General features: G+C 58.3%; 16 protein-coding genes and 1 other RNA gene. 5 read left to right on the plus strand and 12 right to left on the minus strand.

Translation table 11 applies throughout. The annotated features are described in order from the left end of the window. Window positions 1–17: 17 nt before the first annotated feature. Complete coding sequence (locus CLV83_RS14675) at window positions 18–512, minus strand: RNA pyrophosphohydrolase (RefSeq protein ID WP_132293828.1); 495 nt, start codon at window positions 510–512, stop codon at window positions 18–20. A gap of 268 nt (window positions 513–780) precedes the next feature. On the opposite strand from CLV83_RS14675, the gene CLV83_RS14680 reads away from it, so the two are divergent. Beyond that, window positions 781–1,437: a histidinol-phosphatase gene (locus tag CLV83_RS14680; RefSeq protein WP_132293830.1), complete on the plus strand. Its 657-nt coding sequence runs from the start codon at window positions 781–783 to the stop codon at window positions 1,435–1,437. A gap of 27 nt (window positions 1,438–1,464) precedes the next feature. Here CLV83_RS14680 and CLV83_RS14685 read toward each other — a convergent pair whose 3' ends face one another. The 10 genes from CLV83_RS14685 to CLV83_RS14730 all read right to left on the minus strand — a co-directional run bounded on the left by CLV83_RS14685 (window position 1,465) and on the right by CLV83_RS14730 (window position 13,661). Next, a complete protein-coding gene (locus CLV83_RS14685) occupies window positions 1,465–1,881 on the minus strand; it encodes a CBS domain-containing protein (RefSeq protein ID WP_104004673.1) in 417 nt (138 codons plus the stop codon). An 86-nt stretch (window positions 1,882–1,967) separates the two neighbouring features. Further along, window positions 1,968–3,005 (minus strand): NADP(H)-dependent aldo-keto reductase, encoded by a 1,038-nt coding sequence (locus tag CLV83_RS14690; protein WP_132293833.1) that lies wholly within the window; start codon window positions 3,003–3,005, stop codon window positions 1,968–1,970. 38 nt (window positions 3,006–3,043) lie between these two features. Continuing rightward, entirely contained in the window at window positions 3,044–4,240 is a 1,197-nt protein-coding gene (locus CLV83_RS14695) for a class I SAM-dependent rRNA methyltransferase (protein WP_207894908.1), read from the minus strand. Window positions 4,241–4,322: 82 nt separating this feature from the next. Beyond that, window positions 4,323–4,712, minus strand: coding sequence for a glycine cleavage system protein GcvH (gcvH, locus tag CLV83_RS14700; RefSeq protein WP_132293836.1), 390 nt, complete (start codon window positions 4,710–4,712; stop codon window positions 4,323–4,325). Between the two features lie 24 nt (window positions 4,713–4,736). Beyond that, window positions 4,737–5,837, minus strand: a complete 1,101-nt coding sequence (gene gcvT, locus CLV83_RS14705) for a glycine cleavage system aminomethyltransferase GcvT (RefSeq protein WP_132293839.1) — start codon at window positions 5,835–5,837, stop codon at window positions 4,737–4,739. A 152-nt stretch (window positions 5,838–5,989) separates the two neighbouring features. Next, window positions 5,990–7,264, minus strand: a complete 1,275-nt coding sequence (locus CLV83_RS14710) for an FAD-dependent monooxygenase (protein ID WP_243642392.1) — start codon at window positions 7,262–7,264, stop codon at window positions 5,990–5,992. An 89-nt stretch (window positions 7,265–7,353) separates the two neighbouring features. Continuing rightward, window positions 7,354–8,598, minus strand: coding sequence for a 2-octaprenyl-6-methoxyphenyl hydroxylase (ubiH, locus tag CLV83_RS14715; protein WP_243642393.1), 1,245 nt, complete (start codon window positions 8,596–8,598; stop codon window positions 7,354–7,356). A gap of 41 nt (window positions 8,599–8,639) precedes the next feature. Further along, entirely contained in the window at window positions 8,640–9,956 is a 1,317-nt protein-coding gene (pepP, locus tag CLV83_RS14720; protein WP_132293845.1) for a Xaa-Pro aminopeptidase, read from the minus strand. Between the two features lie 62 nt (window positions 9,957–10,018). Beyond that, complete coding sequence (locus CLV83_RS14725; protein WP_132293848.1) at window positions 10,019–10,621, minus strand: UPF0149 family protein; 603 nt, start codon at window positions 10,619–10,621, stop codon at window positions 10,019–10,021. Between the two features lie 118 nt (window positions 10,622–10,739). Then, window positions 10,740–13,661: a transporter substrate-binding domain-containing diguanylate cyclase gene (locus tag CLV83_RS14730; protein WP_132293851.1), complete on the minus strand. Its 2,922-nt coding sequence runs from the start codon at window positions 13,659–13,661 to the stop codon at window positions 10,740–10,742. 189 nt (window positions 13,662–13,850) lie between these two features. Here CLV83_RS14730 and CLV83_RS14735 point away from each other — a divergent pair, with 189 nt between their 5' ends. The 4 genes from CLV83_RS14735 to CLV83_RS14750 all read left to right on the plus strand — a co-directional run bounded on the left by CLV83_RS14735 (window position 13,851) and on the right by CLV83_RS14750 (window position 15,292). Next, complete coding sequence (locus CLV83_RS14735) at window positions 13,851–14,060, plus strand: TIGR02449 family protein (RefSeq protein WP_132293854.1); 210 nt, start codon at window positions 13,851–13,853, stop codon at window positions 14,058–14,060. Continuing rightward, entirely contained in the window at window positions 14,057–14,383 is a 327-nt protein-coding gene (locus CLV83_RS14740; RefSeq protein ID WP_132293857.1) for a cell division protein ZapA, read from the plus strand. The genes CLV83_RS14735 and CLV83_RS14740 overlap by 4 nt, the downstream gene beginning before the upstream one ends. 113 nt (window positions 14,384–14,496) lie before the next feature. After that, window positions 14,497–14,676: non-coding RNA, 6S RNA (ssrS, locus tag CLV83_RS14745), on the plus strand. Between the two features lie 4 nt (window positions 14,677–14,680). Further along, window positions 14,681–15,292 (plus strand): 5-formyltetrahydrofolate cyclo-ligase, encoded by a 612-nt coding sequence (locus tag CLV83_RS14750; protein ID WP_279387528.1) that lies wholly within the window; start codon window positions 14,681–14,683, stop codon window positions 15,290–15,292. On the opposite strand, the gene CLV83_RS22860 is transcribed toward CLV83_RS14750, so the two are convergent. Beyond that, window positions 15,289–15,414, minus strand: a complete 126-nt coding sequence (locus CLV83_RS22860; protein WP_279387529.1) for a hypothetical protein — start codon at window positions 15,412–15,414, stop codon at window positions 15,289–15,291. The genes CLV83_RS14750 and CLV83_RS22860 overlap by 4 nt on opposite strands.

A 15,414-nucleotide genomic window follows, 5' to 3' on the forward strand; every position in this document is an offset into this window, starting at 1 on the left:
TTAACGCTCTAGAACCTCTAACGCTCTGAAACCGGCTGCAGACGCGCCAGCTTCGGCGATAATTCTCGTAATGCTTTGCGGTACACCTCTCGCTTGAAAGACACTACCTGTCCAAGAGGGTACCAGTAACTGACCCAGCGCCAGCCATCAAACTCCGGCGAATCGGTCTCATCTATTTTCACTGCGTTGTCATGGCTGAGCATGCGCAGCAGGAACCACTTCTGTTTCTGGCCCACACACACCGGGTGTGAGTGGCGCCGAATCATGCGTTTGGGCAGCCGGTAGCGCAACCAGCCTCGTGTTACCGCAAGAATTTCAACGTCTCGGGGCGATAGTCCGATCTCCTCTTTCAGTTCACGAAACATCGCCTGCTCCGGGGTTTCGCGCCCCTGAATGCCGCCCTGCGGAAACTGCCAGGCATCCTGCCCTATACGCCTTGCCCAAAGTACCTGACCCAGCGCGTTGACCAGAATGATGCCGACATTCGGTCTGAACCCGTCTGAATCGATCACAGTTTAATCCCGAAATAACTTATTAATATGAAGCTATTGTTCCATAGATCCACAATCAGGCAAATAGCCTGCCACTTAAGCATCAGTAACCTTTGCCTGCTAAAGCTATTCCCTTGATACAACGCCTCTTGCTAAGCGACAAACACACCTTTACACATATCGCCGTACGTTACCCGACAGGCTTGATTGCATGCCCTATAACCACCGCTTATCCTATTCGCTTTGCCCTTAACGCGCCGCAGCAGCGGCAGGAACGGAGTGCCAAGACGTGCCCCTGGCTATATTTGATCTCGACAACACCCTACTCAACGGCGATAGCGACCATGCTTGGGGAGAATTTCTCTGCCAACGCGGTATCGTTGACGAACAAGCCTACCGGGACGCCAACGACCACTTTTTCCATCAGTACCAGAGCGGCACCATGGATATCCATGAGTTCCTGAATTTTGCCCTGCGACCGCTGGCCAATCACAGCGAAGAGCAGCTCAATGCCTGGCACGACGAATTTATGGCCGAATGTATCGAACCGATGATGCTTCCAGCCGCCCGAGCACTGCTCGACAAGCACCGCGATCAGGGCGACTTCCTGCTGATCATCACCGCAACCAACAGTTTTGTTACCGGCCCCATTGCCAAACGCCTCGGCGTTGATGCCTTGCTAGCTACGGAGCCGGAGCGGATCGGCGATCGCTTCACCGGCCGCGTAGCCGGTACGCCCTGTTTCCAGGATGGCAAGGTAGTGCGGCTTGACGCCTGGCTGAAAGAAACCGGACACACGCTGGACGGGAGCAGCTTCTACAGCGACTCCCGTAACGATCTACCCCTGCTGGAAAAGGTGGATAACCCCGTGGCGGTCAATCCCGACGACGCTCTGGCCGCAACTGCCCGCGACCGGGGATGGCCGATTATGGACCTGCGCACCTGAGAGAAACCAGTCTGACCAAGACTGCTGTCAGATCGCGACCTTGCACTCACGCAGGGTCCGGTTCAGCTCCATCATCACCTGACGCCGGGTGATCATGCCCACCAGACGACCGTTTTCCACCACCGGATAGTTTTTCGGCCTAGCCTTGCTCATCTGCTGTGCCAGGTCGATAACACTGTCCGAGGGTGAAACACACAGGGGTTCCTGGTGCATGATATCGGCTACCTGAATGCGGGCATCGCAGTAATAGCTGCTGCTGACCAGATATCTCAGGCAGTCATGCTCGGACAGAAAGCCGACCACCTCCTTGCGATCGCCCACCACCGGCAGACCCAGCTGTCCGGACACCAGAATCAGCTCTACCGCTTCCGATAGTGCCATCTGGCCAGACAGCGGGTGCGTCACCGGGAACATCAGGTCACGCACCTGTTTCTGATGAAGCATGACCGACCCTCCTTTAAACGTTAGTCATTGCGACTAAAGTGTGGCAAAGGATCAGCGCTTTTGCCCGCGGCCGGGCAATTATTTCATCAGGGGCAGGGGTAGGTGTAACGGTTATGCAGCGCTTCGATCTGCTCAACCAGCTCATCGCTGAGCTGTAGATCCACCGAGGCGATATTCGCGCGCAGCTGATCCATTTTAGTGGCACCGATGATATTACTGCCCAGGAAGTCTCGGCTATTCACATAGGCCAGCGCCATCATGGCGGGATCGAGGCCGGCATCTTTGGCAAGATTCACATAAGCCTCGGTAGCGGCCTGCCCATTTTCAGACAGATAACGGGCAAACTGCGGAAACTCCACCAGGCGGGAGCCTTCAGGGCGTGCACCACCGAGATACTTACCACTGAGCACACCGAACGCCATCGGCGAGTAGGCCAGCAGATCTACCTCTTCACGCAGCATCACCTCGGAGAGACCCACTTCCAGCGAGCGGTTCAGCAGGTTGTAAGGGTTCTGCACCGAGATCGGACGCGGCAGATTATGCAGCTCCGCCAGTTGCAGGTATTTCATCGTGCCCCAGGCGGTCTCGTTGGAAAGACCGATATAGCGGATCTTGCCCTCGTCCACCAGTTCGCCCAGCACCTGCAGGGTTTCCAGAATCGGCGCACCGTCTTTTTCCGGGCGGTGCTCATAAGCCAGCTTGCCGAAATAGTTGGCGACGCGGTCCGGCCAGTGCAGCTGGTACAGATCGACGTAATCGGTCTGCAGGCGGCTCAGCGAGTCTTCCAGCGCCTTGCGGATGTTGGCACGATCAAGGTGCAGATTCGGACGCAGGTAGCTGATCTGTTCGCCAGGACCTGCTACCTTGGTAGCCAGCACCACCTTGTCACGACTGCCGCGGGCCTTCATCCAGTTACCGATATACTGCTCGGTATTGCCCTGATAGGCGGGGTCGGTCGGCACCGGGTACATCTCGGCGGCATCGATCAGATTCACACCCGCATCCAGGGCGTAATCCATCTGCTCAAACGCTTCCGCTTCGGTATTGGTGCGCCCGAACGTCATGGTACCCAGGGCAATACGGCTGACCCTGAGATCGGAACGACCCAGCTGTTTGTACTCCATCAATGCTCTCCTTGATTAGCTCTCGGGCGCGAACTGCCTCAGCTTGCAGGCAACACACGCATGAAATAGGCCTTGAGATATTCGGTTTCGGGAATCGCCGGATGGATCGGATGATCGGCACCCTGGTAACCCTGGGCAAAGATCTGCGCGTAACGATCCAGCTCGCGGCTGTTGGAGCGCAACATATCGACCAGACGCTCGCGCTGCAGATGCATGGAGCAGGACGCTGAGATCAGGATCCCGTCCTTGGCCAGCAGGCGCATGGCGTAGTTGTTGATACGGGCGTAGGCGCGCTCGCCATTCTTGATATCCTTGCGCTTCTGGATAAATGCCGGCGGATCGACGATCACCACATCGAAACGTTCCTTCTCTGCCACCATCGCCTTGCAGAGGTCGAAGGCATCGCCCTGCAGGGCACGGAAACGGCGTTCGCCATCGTTGATGCGGGCGTTTTCCGCGGCTACTTCCAGCGCGCCTGCAGACGCATCCAGGCAGGACACCTCCTCGGCACCGGCGGCCAGCGCCTGGGCACCCCAGCCACCGACGTAGCTGAAGAGATCGAGCACCCGCTTACCCTTGACCATGGACTGCATCCGGGCGCGGTTTTCACGGTGATCGTAGAACCAGCCGGTTTTCTGTCCGGTCAGCACCGGTGCCAGCAGGTCGACTCCGTTCTCACTGAGCGGCACCAGCTCCGGCACCTGACCCTGAACCACCTCGACATAGGTTTCCAGTCCTTCCACCGAGCGCATCTTGCTGTCGTTGCGCAGCACGATGGCAGCCGGCTTGAAGACCCGGTTCAGCGCATCGATCACCAGGTCCTGCACCCGGTCCATACCGGCTGTGGCGACCTGGACCACGAAAATATCGTAGAAACGATCCACCACTAGCCCAGGCAAGCCGTCCGCATCACCGAATACCAGCCGGTAGCAGGGCTTGTCGAACTGGGCATCACGCAGGGAAGCTGCCACTTTCAAGCGGTGAACCAGCAGCGAACGATCCAGCATATAGTCGGTATCGCGGCTGATAATACGACCGCAGATCAACGTATTCGGATTAACGTACGCCAGCCCCATCACCTTGCCGCGGGCGTTTTCGACACGCACTTGCTCGCCCGGCTCAAAAGATTTCAGCGGGGTGCGCTTGGTATCGACTTCATTACTGTAGATCCAGAGGTGACCACCGCGCAGGCGGCGGTCCGCATTGGCCTGTAGCACCAGGGGTTTGATGTTCATAACTGCCGTATCGCTTGAAATGAGTGTCCCGGCACGAGGCCGGGACAAAGGGAAAAGCTAGTTTCCGCCAAAGCGGACACCGTTATTCGGATTCACACTGCTCAGCGTAAGTCTCTGCATCGAGCAGTGCATCCAGCTCTTCAGGATCGCTGATTTTAACTTTGAAGAACCAGCCATCGCCGTACGGATCCGAGTTCACCAGTTCCGGCGATTCTTCCAGCTCTTCGTTGATCGCAACTACCGTGCCGCTGACCGGCGCATAGATATCGGAGGCGGCTTTCACGGACTCAACAACGCCGGTTTCATCGCCGCTGGCGAGCTCCGCATCCAGTTCAGGCAGTTCCACGAATACCACATCACCCAAGAGCTCCTGGGCATGATCAGTGACGCCGATGGTGACAATGCCGTCGCCCTCTTCGCGGATCCACTCGTGGCTGGCCACATACTTCAGTTCACTCGGGATATTGCTCATCGTTTGATCCTTTAACTTTGAATCTCAGGAAAACTGTTTTTTGCCCCTGCGCACAAAGGGCGGTTTGACTACTTTAACCGCCAGACTCTTGCCGCGCATCTCGACCTGAGCACTGTCACCGGTATCAGCAGGCACCCGCGCCAGTGCTACAGAGCAGCCCAGGGTCGGCGCAAAGCCACCGCTGGTAATTTCACCCTCACCGCTATTATTGACCAGTACTTTCTGGTGAGCACGCAATACACCACGCCCCTCAAGCACCAGTCCAACCAGTTTAGTCGGCACACCTTCGTTACGCTGCTTTTCGAGCGCATCGCGGCCGATAAAACGGCGCTCCTCGGGCTCCCAGGCAAGGGTCCAGGCCAGATTGGCTTCCAGCGGCGTCACCTGCTGGTTCATATCCGCGCCATAGAGGTTCAAACCGGCCTCAAGGCGCAGGGTATCACGTGCACCCAGACCACAGGGTTTGACTCCTGCGTCGATCAGCGCCTGCCAGAAAGCAACCACCTCTTCATCCGGCAACATCAGCTCAAGACCATCTTCGCCGGTATAACCGGTGCGAGCGATAAACCAACCCTCGGACTCCTGCCCCTGGAAGGGTTTCAAGCCATCGATCAAACGGGCGCGGCTTTCGCTAAGCACAGAAGCGGTCAGTTTAAGCGCGTTGGGGCCCTGCACAGCGACCATGGCCAGATCCGGCTGTTCATTGAGACTGACATCAAAGCGTACGGCGCAATCAACCATCCAGGCCAGGTCCGCATCGCGGGTACCGCAGTTCACCACCAGGCGGAACCATTCGCTGGTTCCCGGCTCGGTCATGCGGTAAACGATCAGGTCATCGATCACTCCACCCTTCTCATTGAGCATGGTGGTATAGAGCGCCTGTCCGGCATGTTTAAGTCGAGCCACATCGTTGGCAAGGAGATAACGCAGAAATTCGCTGGCCTGGCCACCGGAGATATCCACGATGGTCATATGGGAGACATCGAACAGGCCGGCATCGGCTCGAACCTGGTGGTGCTCCTCCACCTGGGAGCCATAGTGCAACGGCATATCCCAGCCGCTGAAGTCGACCATTTTGGCACCCAGTGCCAGATGCTGAGCATGGAGCGGTGTTGTTTTTGTCATCGTTCAACCCACGGGTTGAGGCCCCGGGCCGCGGTACACAACAGGGATACTTAGCAGGGAGTACGCGGCCGGCAGCATGAAAAAAAGGGATGACAATGTATCGGCAATTCAGCGCCAGTTCAATGTTTGAACCGGCGCTGAGAATCAGCTTCTCAGGCCAGCGGTCGCCGCGCCAGACGGGGCACCTCGCCACGCAGCCCCATGGCCATAAGCACCAGATGCTGTTTGACTGGAGAGATACGGTCCATCAGGTTCATACCGCTTGAACGCAGCAGCCGCAGCGGTGCCGGCAGATCGTCAAACAACCGCCTGAAGCCCTCCATCACCGCCGCGGTCTGGATATTATCGGCGCGACGCATACGCTGGAAGCGGCGCAATACCGACTCCAGGGACCAGTTCTCGCCGCGCTCATGGGCATCAAGTATCACCTCGGCCAGCGCCGCCGCATCGAGAAAGCCCAGGTTCACGCCCTGCCCCGCCAGCGGGTGAATGGTGTGAGCCGCATCGCCCACCAGCGCCAGCCCCGCCTGCACATAGCGCTGCGCATGACGCTGACGCAGCGGATGCACATGGCGTTTATCAACGCTCAGGATATGACCCAGGCGATGTTCAAACGCCTTGCCCAGGGCCTGGCAGAACGATTCATCATCCAGCGCCATCAGCTCACGGGCGTGGCCGGGCGAGGTGGACCAGACGATAGAAACGGTCCGACCGTTGGGATGGGCCAGCGGCAGCAGCGCCAAGGGACCGTCCTCAGTGAAACGCTGCCAGCAGGTGCTCTGGTGCGGATCTTCGGTCTCGATGGTGGTCACAATCGCATGGTGACCGTAATCCCACTCGGTAGCGCCCATACCGGTCAACGCTCTGACACGGGAGTTGGCGCCATCGGCAGCGACCAGCAAACGGGTTTCGATACTGCGGCCATCGCCAAGACGTACCTGGCGTGCACCCAGCGGATCCGGGGAGGTGATCGATTCGATCTTCACGCCGGTGTCGAACTGGATATTCTCGGCCTGCTGCATCACCCGATACAGCGCCGCCAGGGTGACGCGGTTTTCGACGATATGCCCCAGACAGGGTTCGTGCAGCTCATCGGCGCCAAAGTGGATTTCACCGCGTCCGGTACCATCCCAGACGCGCATATCGGTGTAGGCGCTGGCACGGGTGTCGAGAATATGGGGCCAGGCGCCAAGATGAGTCAGCAGTTGCTGTGAGGCGCAGGTGAGCGCACTGACACGCGGGTCAAACCCTGCTTCGGTCAGCATCGGCAGCGCTTCGAGCAGCTGCTTCGGGCGATCCTCGCGGCTTTCAAGGATGCGGATATTGAGCCCGGTGGGCGCGATAGCGCAGGCCAGGGCCACACCGACCATGCCGCCACCCACAATCAGGATATCCACAGATTCGGTTACCGCTTCGGCTGTCGACACCGTGCACCTCTACTCTCAATTAATCTCAATGCAGCTTTATTTCAGTGAAGCTTTTCATTAGTGGAACTTGATATCAGTGGAGCTTGATATCAGTGGAGCTTTGGCGCCGGCTGATCCAGCCCCATGGCCGCCCGGGCCAGCAGGGTTTTACCCAGCGGGCATAGCTCCAGCGCTACCAGCCCCGCGTCTCTTAACAAACCGACACCGGGCTGAGAGCTGGTAAACAGCTTCATGGTACGGTCGCTGAACTGGATAGTGCGGAACTGATCGGAGTGGCGGGCAGTTTCAAACGCCTGCAGCGCATGCAGATCGCCCAGCGGCAGACCTTCGCGGCGACGCTCAATAATCATATCGGCCAGGGCGACAACACCGCGGAACGCCAGGTTAAAGCCCTGGCCTGCAATCGGGTGCAGCGCATGAGCCGCGTTGCCCAACACCACCAGACCGGCACGCACCTGCTCTTCCGCCAGTACCAGTTTGAGCGGGTAGTGAAAACGCTCGCCAACACGGATAAACCGCCCCGCGCGATAGCCAAAGCGCTCCTGGAGTTTGCGCAGAAAAGCCGCGTCGTCCAGCGCCAGTACTTCGTCTACATCATCTTCCGGCAGGGTCCAGACCAGGCCACAACGGGCCTGACCATCCAGATCCTCACCGGGAAGCAGCGCAATCGGGCCACTATCGGTGAAGCGCTCGTAAGCTACACCACCATGACCGCGATCCAGGCTAACATTGGCTACCAGCGCATGCTGTTCATAGCTGCTCTGGCTGTAACCTATGCCGAGTTTCTCTCTTAGCGATGAGCGCCCGCCATCGGCGATCACCACAAGACCTGCATTCAAGGTACGCTCACCCTCGGCAGTAGCGATCCGTACCTGACTGCCATCGGCACGGTTATCCAGATCTTCCACCTGGGCCGGAGCGATAAAGTCGATCTCAGGGGCGCCATGCTGTGCCAGACGACTCAACAGCACCTGGCCGAGCCAGTGATTTTCCACCACATAGCCCAGCGCGGAGACATTCTCGCGCTCGGCATCAAGGCGCGTCACACCAAAACGGCCGCGGTCGGATACGTGAATATGCTCAATCGGCGTCAGATGCTCTACCAACTGCTGCCAGATACCCATACGTTCGAACGGGGCGCGCACACCATAGGCCAGCGCAGTGGAGCGTGCATCGTAGCTGGGCTGAAACACCGGCTCGCCCGGGGCGGGCATCTGCTCGGCCTCTACCACTGCCACACGCAGCTTCAGCTCACGGGCCACCGGCAGCAGGGCACAGGCCAGGCTCGCACCCACCATGCCGCCGCCGACAATCACCAGATCATAGTTATCCACTGGGTCATTCCCGCGCTCAGAGTCGTCACGCATCGTCTGTTTTACCCCTGCGCCATCAGCGCCTCGATCTCGTCGGCGCGTTTCGGCACGCCGCCGGTCAGCACTTCACAGCCACCTTCGGTGACCACCACATCATCCTCAATGCGGATGCCGATACCGCGCCAGCGCGGCTCAACATTCTCATTCTGTGGCGAGACATAGATTCCCGGCTCGATGGTCATTACCATGCCCGGCTGCAGCGGACGCCATTCGCCATCCACCTTGTAGTTACCCACATCATGCACATCCATACCGAGCCAATGGCCGATGCGGTGCATGTAGAATTCGCGGTAAGCACCCGCTTCGATCAGCGCGTCGACCTCGCCCTGCAGCAGTCCGAGCTCAACCAGGCCTTCGGTCAGCATACGCACCGACAGGTCATGTACCTCGTTCCAGGGCAGACCGGGTTTGACCAGCTCGATACAGGCTTCGTTGATGCTCAGGGTCAGGTCATACAGAGCACGCTGTTCTTCGCTGAAGCGGCCACTGGCCGGGAAGGTACGGGTAATATCGCTGGCGTAGCAATCAACCTCGCAGCCGGCATCGATCAAAATCAGATCGCCATCCTGCATCTGCGCATCGTTTTCGATGTAGTGCAGGATGCAGCCGTTGGCGCCAGCGCCGACGATGGGGCTGTAGGCCTGGAAACGCGCACCGGCACTCATGCAGTGGCTGATGATTTTGCCTTCCAGCTCATATTCATAACGGCCGGGAGCCGCCAGACGCATCGCCTCGCAATGAGCCTCCGCGGAGATCGCCGCGGCGTGGCGCATCACCGCTAGCTCTTCCTCATCCTTGAACAGCCGCATCTCGTGGATCAGGTTATCCAGCAGCACCAGCTCTTCCGGCGGTTCCGCGCCGAGACGGGACTTGGCGCGACCGGCGTTGAGCCAGCCCATCACCTGGGAGTCCAGCACCTCGTCACTACCCACCGCGTAGTAAAGACGGCGAGCGCCATCAAGCAGTTCCGGAATACGCTCATCGAGTTCATCGTGATCGAACGCCTCATCAGCACCGAAACGCTCGACACAGCCCTCAGGGCCTGCGCGGTAACCGGTCCAGATCTCCATGGCGGGATCGCGGGGTGGACAAAACAGCACCACTTCGCCCGCTTCACGACCGGGGCGCAGCAACAACAGCGCGTCGGGCTCGTTGAAGCCAGTCAGGTAGTAGAAATCACTGTTCTGACGAAACGGAAATTCCGCATCGCGGTTACGGGTGACCAGGCTGGAGCCGGCCACCAGTGCGACGCTATCTTTCGGCAGCGCATCCAGCAGGCGACGACGGCGGTTGGCAAAGCATTGCTGACTGATTTTCATGGTAGAGCAGTGTCCTTTCGATAATGTCAGTGCTGGCGATGATTTCACTACAGGGAGCCGCGTCAGTGCAGTGTCGGCGGCGTCTGCTTGGTGGCCTCGGCTTCCGCTTCCGGCACGCGATTGCATTCATTGAACATCAGCATCGCCGCGGTGCGGACATATTCCTGTACCTCCATCAGATCCGCTTCATCCTCGTCGGAGTCTGCATCGGTATCAGCCGCGATCTGGGCGATCTGCGCCAGATCCTGCAGCCCTTCCTTCGCTTCAGCAGACAGCTTCTGAGACTTCTGCGTATGCAGGCCAAAGCCGCTCAGAAATCCGCTGCACCAGCTACCCAGTGCTTCAGCGCGCTGCGCCAGCATCTGGTCGTCATCCGGCAGCAGCAGGGCAAAATCAAAGTCATCCGACTCATACTGAGCCAGGGTGCGCTGATAAAGCTCGATGAGGCCCAGCTTAGTGGTTTCCTGCTTCAGTGCACTGACGTCCATCAGTTCCAGGAACACCCGCAGCAGGGTATCGGCATCAAAGCGGGCACCGGCGGCCAGCTGACCGGCCAGCAAGCCGTGCAGTTCGGCCGGGGATACGGCCAGTACACCTTCCTCGATCAACAGGTTGGCGACAATATCGAAATCGGGCAGTTCAACTGCGGCATCTTCGCGGGTCATGGTCAGGATACATTCTGTTGGTCAGAGGGATAGCGGGCCGACAGCGCGACCCGCTTTGGGTATTCAGATAAGGAGATATGCTAGCACCTCAGCGGATACAGGGCCACGCAAGCCGGCATCAGTGCTGCACACACACCCGATCACGACCCAGGTCCTTGGCACGATAGAGCGCCTGGTCCGCACGCAGACTGATACTTTTCTGAGTATCGCCCAGGCGCCAGGCCGCCACACCGATACTGACGGTGCGAGCCCCTGCCACCGGGAAGGCATGGCTGCGCACATTTTCCGCAAGCCTTTGTGCCAGCTGCTCCGCATCATCGATACTGGTGTCAGGGCAAACCACCATAAACTCCTCACCACCCCAACGGGCAATGGAGTCCTGCTGGCGGCAACCGCCCCTGAGCACCGCTGCAAAATCGGTCAACAGCTGATCGCCGGCATCGTGGCCAAAGCGATCATTGACCTCCTTGAAGTGGTCGATATCGAGCAGCAACACCGCGAAGCCCGGCCCACCCTTTTCCGCCTGTTCCACTTCACGCTCGAACAGCTGCTCGATAAACAGCCGGTTTTTCAGCCGGGTCAGACGATCGGTAACCGATAGCTGCTCCAACATCCGGTTTTTCACCGTCAGCTCTTCGTGGGCCTGCTGCAGCTGATCGTTGCTCTCCCGAATCCGGTTATTCAGGCGCGCCAGCTTGCGATTCCACACCAGGATCACACCCAGCAGCAGCGCTGCACCGAGCGAGGTCTGCGCCAGCAGGCGGTAATCGGTGCTCTCTTTCAAGGGGCCTATCTGCAGCCAGCGGTTGGCGATGGTCTCACGTTGCTCATCGCTGACCGACGCCAGCGTCTTGTTCATGATCCGGTTGAGGATCACATCGTCGGCACGCATCGCCATGCGTAGCGCGTAGCGGGAGTCCAACTGACCGGAGATTTTCAGTTCGCCGTAGACTCGACGGTTCAGTTCCCGCCCCAAGACCGGCAGGCTGTCGACCACGCCATAGATCTCACCCTCGTTCAGCGCGGTCAGTGCAGCTTCCAGATCCTCATACCCACGCAGCTCCACATCCGATCCCAGATCACGTAAAAACTGCTGAACCTCGCCTCCCTCAACCAGCCCCAGGGTGCGCCCTTTTAGCTGTTCCAGATCGCTGAAAAACATCTCATCCGGCCCGGTAGCGACCACCAGCGGACTGGTGAACAGTGGCTGGGTAAAAGAGAGGTCATCGCGCTCTTGCAGTAAGGGCGAGGTGGCCACCAGGTCACAGCGCCGGCTCTCCAGCGCGGCCAACGCCTGTTTGTAACTGTCCGCCGCTTCGATACGGAAGCTGATACCGGAGTTGTTACGCAGAATCTCCAGAAGATCGGCGAAAGCGCCGATCTTCTTGCCGTCCTCACCGATATGCTCCAGCGGCAGGTTATCGCGGCGCACGCAAACCTTGACGGCAGTGCGGGACTCCAGCCATTCCAGCTCTTCACCGCGCAGGTGCACGTAGCTGGCCGGGGAAGCGGCACTGGAAAGCCACTTCTGCTGCAGCCCCCTTTTCTCCTCTTCGGTAAGACTGTCCATGGCCCGCTGCAGAATATCGCGCAGCTGCGGCTGATCCTCACGCACGGCGATCCGCAGCGACAGCGGATCCCCCCCATCGATGTCTAGCGTACTCTGGCTGATCAGCCCAGGGACGCCGTATTTTTGGCTCAGGTGGTCCGCCACCGTCATCAGCTCGATGGTAGCATCCGCCGTTCCCGTGCTGACCTTAAGCAGCGAGTCGAGACTGTCGGTGGAGGGAATGACCTTCATGCCCGGCTGACTGCTGAGCCGGTCATACATATAAAAGCCATCCGGCAGCACCAGCGTTTTCTTTTTCAGCTCATCGAAGCTGGCGATAGCCGGCGTCGAATCACGCCGATACAACGCCTGCACCTGGCGTACATAGGGGCGGGTAAACTCAAGGTAAGTGTCGCGCTCTTCGCTATAGACGATATTCATCATCACATCGAGGCGGCCCTCACGCATCATCTGCAGGTATTCGTCCCAGCTCAAACCGGACACCACGTTCACCTCCAGCCCCACCTTGTCGGCCAATAGCTGGATCAGGTCTACGGAATGACCACGTGGACGGCCGTTTTCGAAAAAGTTGTAGGGCTCGAAATTGCTTTCGTTATGCACCCTGATCACCGGGTTCTGCTTGACGAACTCGCGTTCGCTCGGCGTTAGCGCCACGGTACGGGCCTTGCGGATAAAGCCCATCGATGCGCGCCCCATCCAGCGGTCGATCAGCGCCTCCCACTCATCCGCCGTAATGGCATCCATACCCTTCTGAATGATGGAACGCAGCAGGGGCTGTTCCGGCTGTACGCCAAAGCGCAGATCCTCACGCCCCACGTTACGCAACTGGAACTCACCCGCCACCTTGATGTTGGTATAGGCGTTGGTCGACGCGTAGTGATAGCCGGAGGTCAGGTTCTGGATCGCGGCGTCGATCTCGCCATAGGCCAGGGCGCTGATCAGCGTGGCGTAATCTTCATATTCGCGGATATCCAGATCCGCCTGGGTGCGCAGCTCGCGCAGATAAAAGATGTTACGCAGCACGCCGACCCGTTTACCGGACAGATCTGCCAGACCGTTGTAATCACCAAACTCCTTGCGGGTGAATACCACGGTGGGAATTTCAAAATAGGGTGTCGTATAGAGAGTGAACGGCGTGCGTTCAGGCTTGAAGGAGATATCGGAGATAGCATCGATCTGACGCTCTTCGAGCATGCGCAGGTTGTTGGACCACTCGCCGGTGCCTAGTTTTATATCCAGGCCGGTTTTCTGTTCGATGATCTCGACCAGCTCCGGCACAAAACCGCGCAGCTCCCCCTTATCAATAAAGGAAAAGGGCACAAAATCGTACATGGCAGCCATGCTGACCGGCTTACCGGCGGCGACATAGGCAGCTTCTCTTTCCGTCAGCACCACCTGTGGATCGGCAGCCAGAACCGATCGCGCCAGCAGAACCCAGAACATCAGAAGGATGAGGTGTATTCGCGACACTGAATAAACTTTCCCTGTACGATCAAGTAGAACGTTGGTTAAACATGCCACCCCCTCTCAATCAGAGCAAGCTTAAACAGCGGCGCAATCAGGCCTGACGCCGATTGACCCTCCGGTTAGCGCTGTTTATAGTCGCCCTGACGGGAGTCTCCCCCCGGAGAGCGCCGGTAAGTCACAAAGGTCAGGGGCATGTCAGAACACTACTTCAACGCACTGGAACAGAAGATCGATTTGCTACTCGGTAAACTCGATCAGTTGGAGCAGGAAAACCGCTATCTGCGTGACCAGACCGGCAAGCTACGCGAAGAACGCGCACAGCTTCTGCAGCTGCATGACCAGACCCGCGATAAGGTGGAAGGCATGATTTCGCGCCTCAAAGCACTGGAGCAGCAATCATGAGTAAGGACGCACGTACCGTTACCGTAAAGCTTCTCGACAAGGAATACACCATCAGCTGTCCGGATGGCGCCGAAGCGGAGCTACTGGCATCGGCGGATTATCTCGATAGCAAGATGCGGGAGATCAAGTCCAGCGGCAAGATCGTTGGCCTTGAGCGTATCGCCGTGATGGCGGCGCTGAATGTTTCCCACGAACTGATCAAAAGTAATGCCGACAGCCGCCGTAACCTGGAGATGCAGCTCAAGCGTCTAGGCAGCAAGATCGACCGCTCCCTTGAAAGGGACGCAGGAGATGTCGGTGACACTTCCAAAAATGACGCCTGAAAAACTCTCATAGTCATTTTTAATCGTTATATTTCAAACGAATAGAGCGCTCTTAGCAAAAGCTTAAAAAATTGCAAGAGCTGACATTCATACCTGCAGCGGTATAATAGATTCACTTCCTGGGGTGTTCGCTAGTCGGTTAAGTCCCTCGAGCCGATAAGCACTACCCAGAGGGTGGAAAGCAGGTGTTGTGTGCATGTCCGGTTACCGGAAAGCCTGATATATCTGCTGACATCCTCGACCTGAACCTTTGGGTTCAGGGCCACAACCGATGTCGGCATCCTGGGAGGCCCTACCTTGAACAACACGCCCGCGGAAAAACGCGCACTGCGCCAGCAGATGCGTCGCCAACGTCGCAGTCTCAGCCCGACACAGCAGCGCGAAGCCGCTATCGGTGTACGCAACCGCATCCGTAATCAACTCTGGTTTCTCAGAGCACGGCATATCGCCCTTTACCTGCCTAATGACGGTGAGATCGACCCGACTCCGCTGATAGAGCTCTGTTGGAAAATGGGCAAAGCGGTTTATCTGCCGGTACTGCACCCGATCCGCCACAACCGGCTCTGGTTTATCCACTACACGCCGAATACCCGCATGAGCCCTAACCGCTTTGGTATTCCCGAGCCTTCGCTGCAGAAACATCCGCGACGCCCGGCCTGGGCAATGGATCTGGTAATGCTGCCACTGGTGGCATTTGATGCGGATGGCAACAGGATGGGCATGGGCGGCGGTTTTTATGACCGCACCTTCAGCTACAAACTCAAGGGAAAAGGGATCAAAGGCGCCCGGCTAATCGGGCTGGCGCATGAATTTCAGAGAGTCGGGGAGCTACCGGTACAACCCTGGGATGTACCGCTGTTCGGAATAGTGACCGACAGGGCGAATTATCTTCGCCGTCAGTCCGTCTAGCTATTGAACGCCTGCTGCACCAGAGAGGTAAGCTGCAGGTCTGTCTGGGAAACGCCGGTCATCAAAGCACCAACGACAAACACCAGGACCAGAACAAGAACCAGATCGGGACTCTTCTTCAT

The organism is Marinobacterium mangrovicola (assembly GCF_004339595.1).
GTDB classification, from domain to species: Bacteria; Pseudomonadota; Gammaproteobacteria; order Pseudomonadales; family Balneatricaceae; genus Marinobacterium_D; species Marinobacterium_D mangrovicola.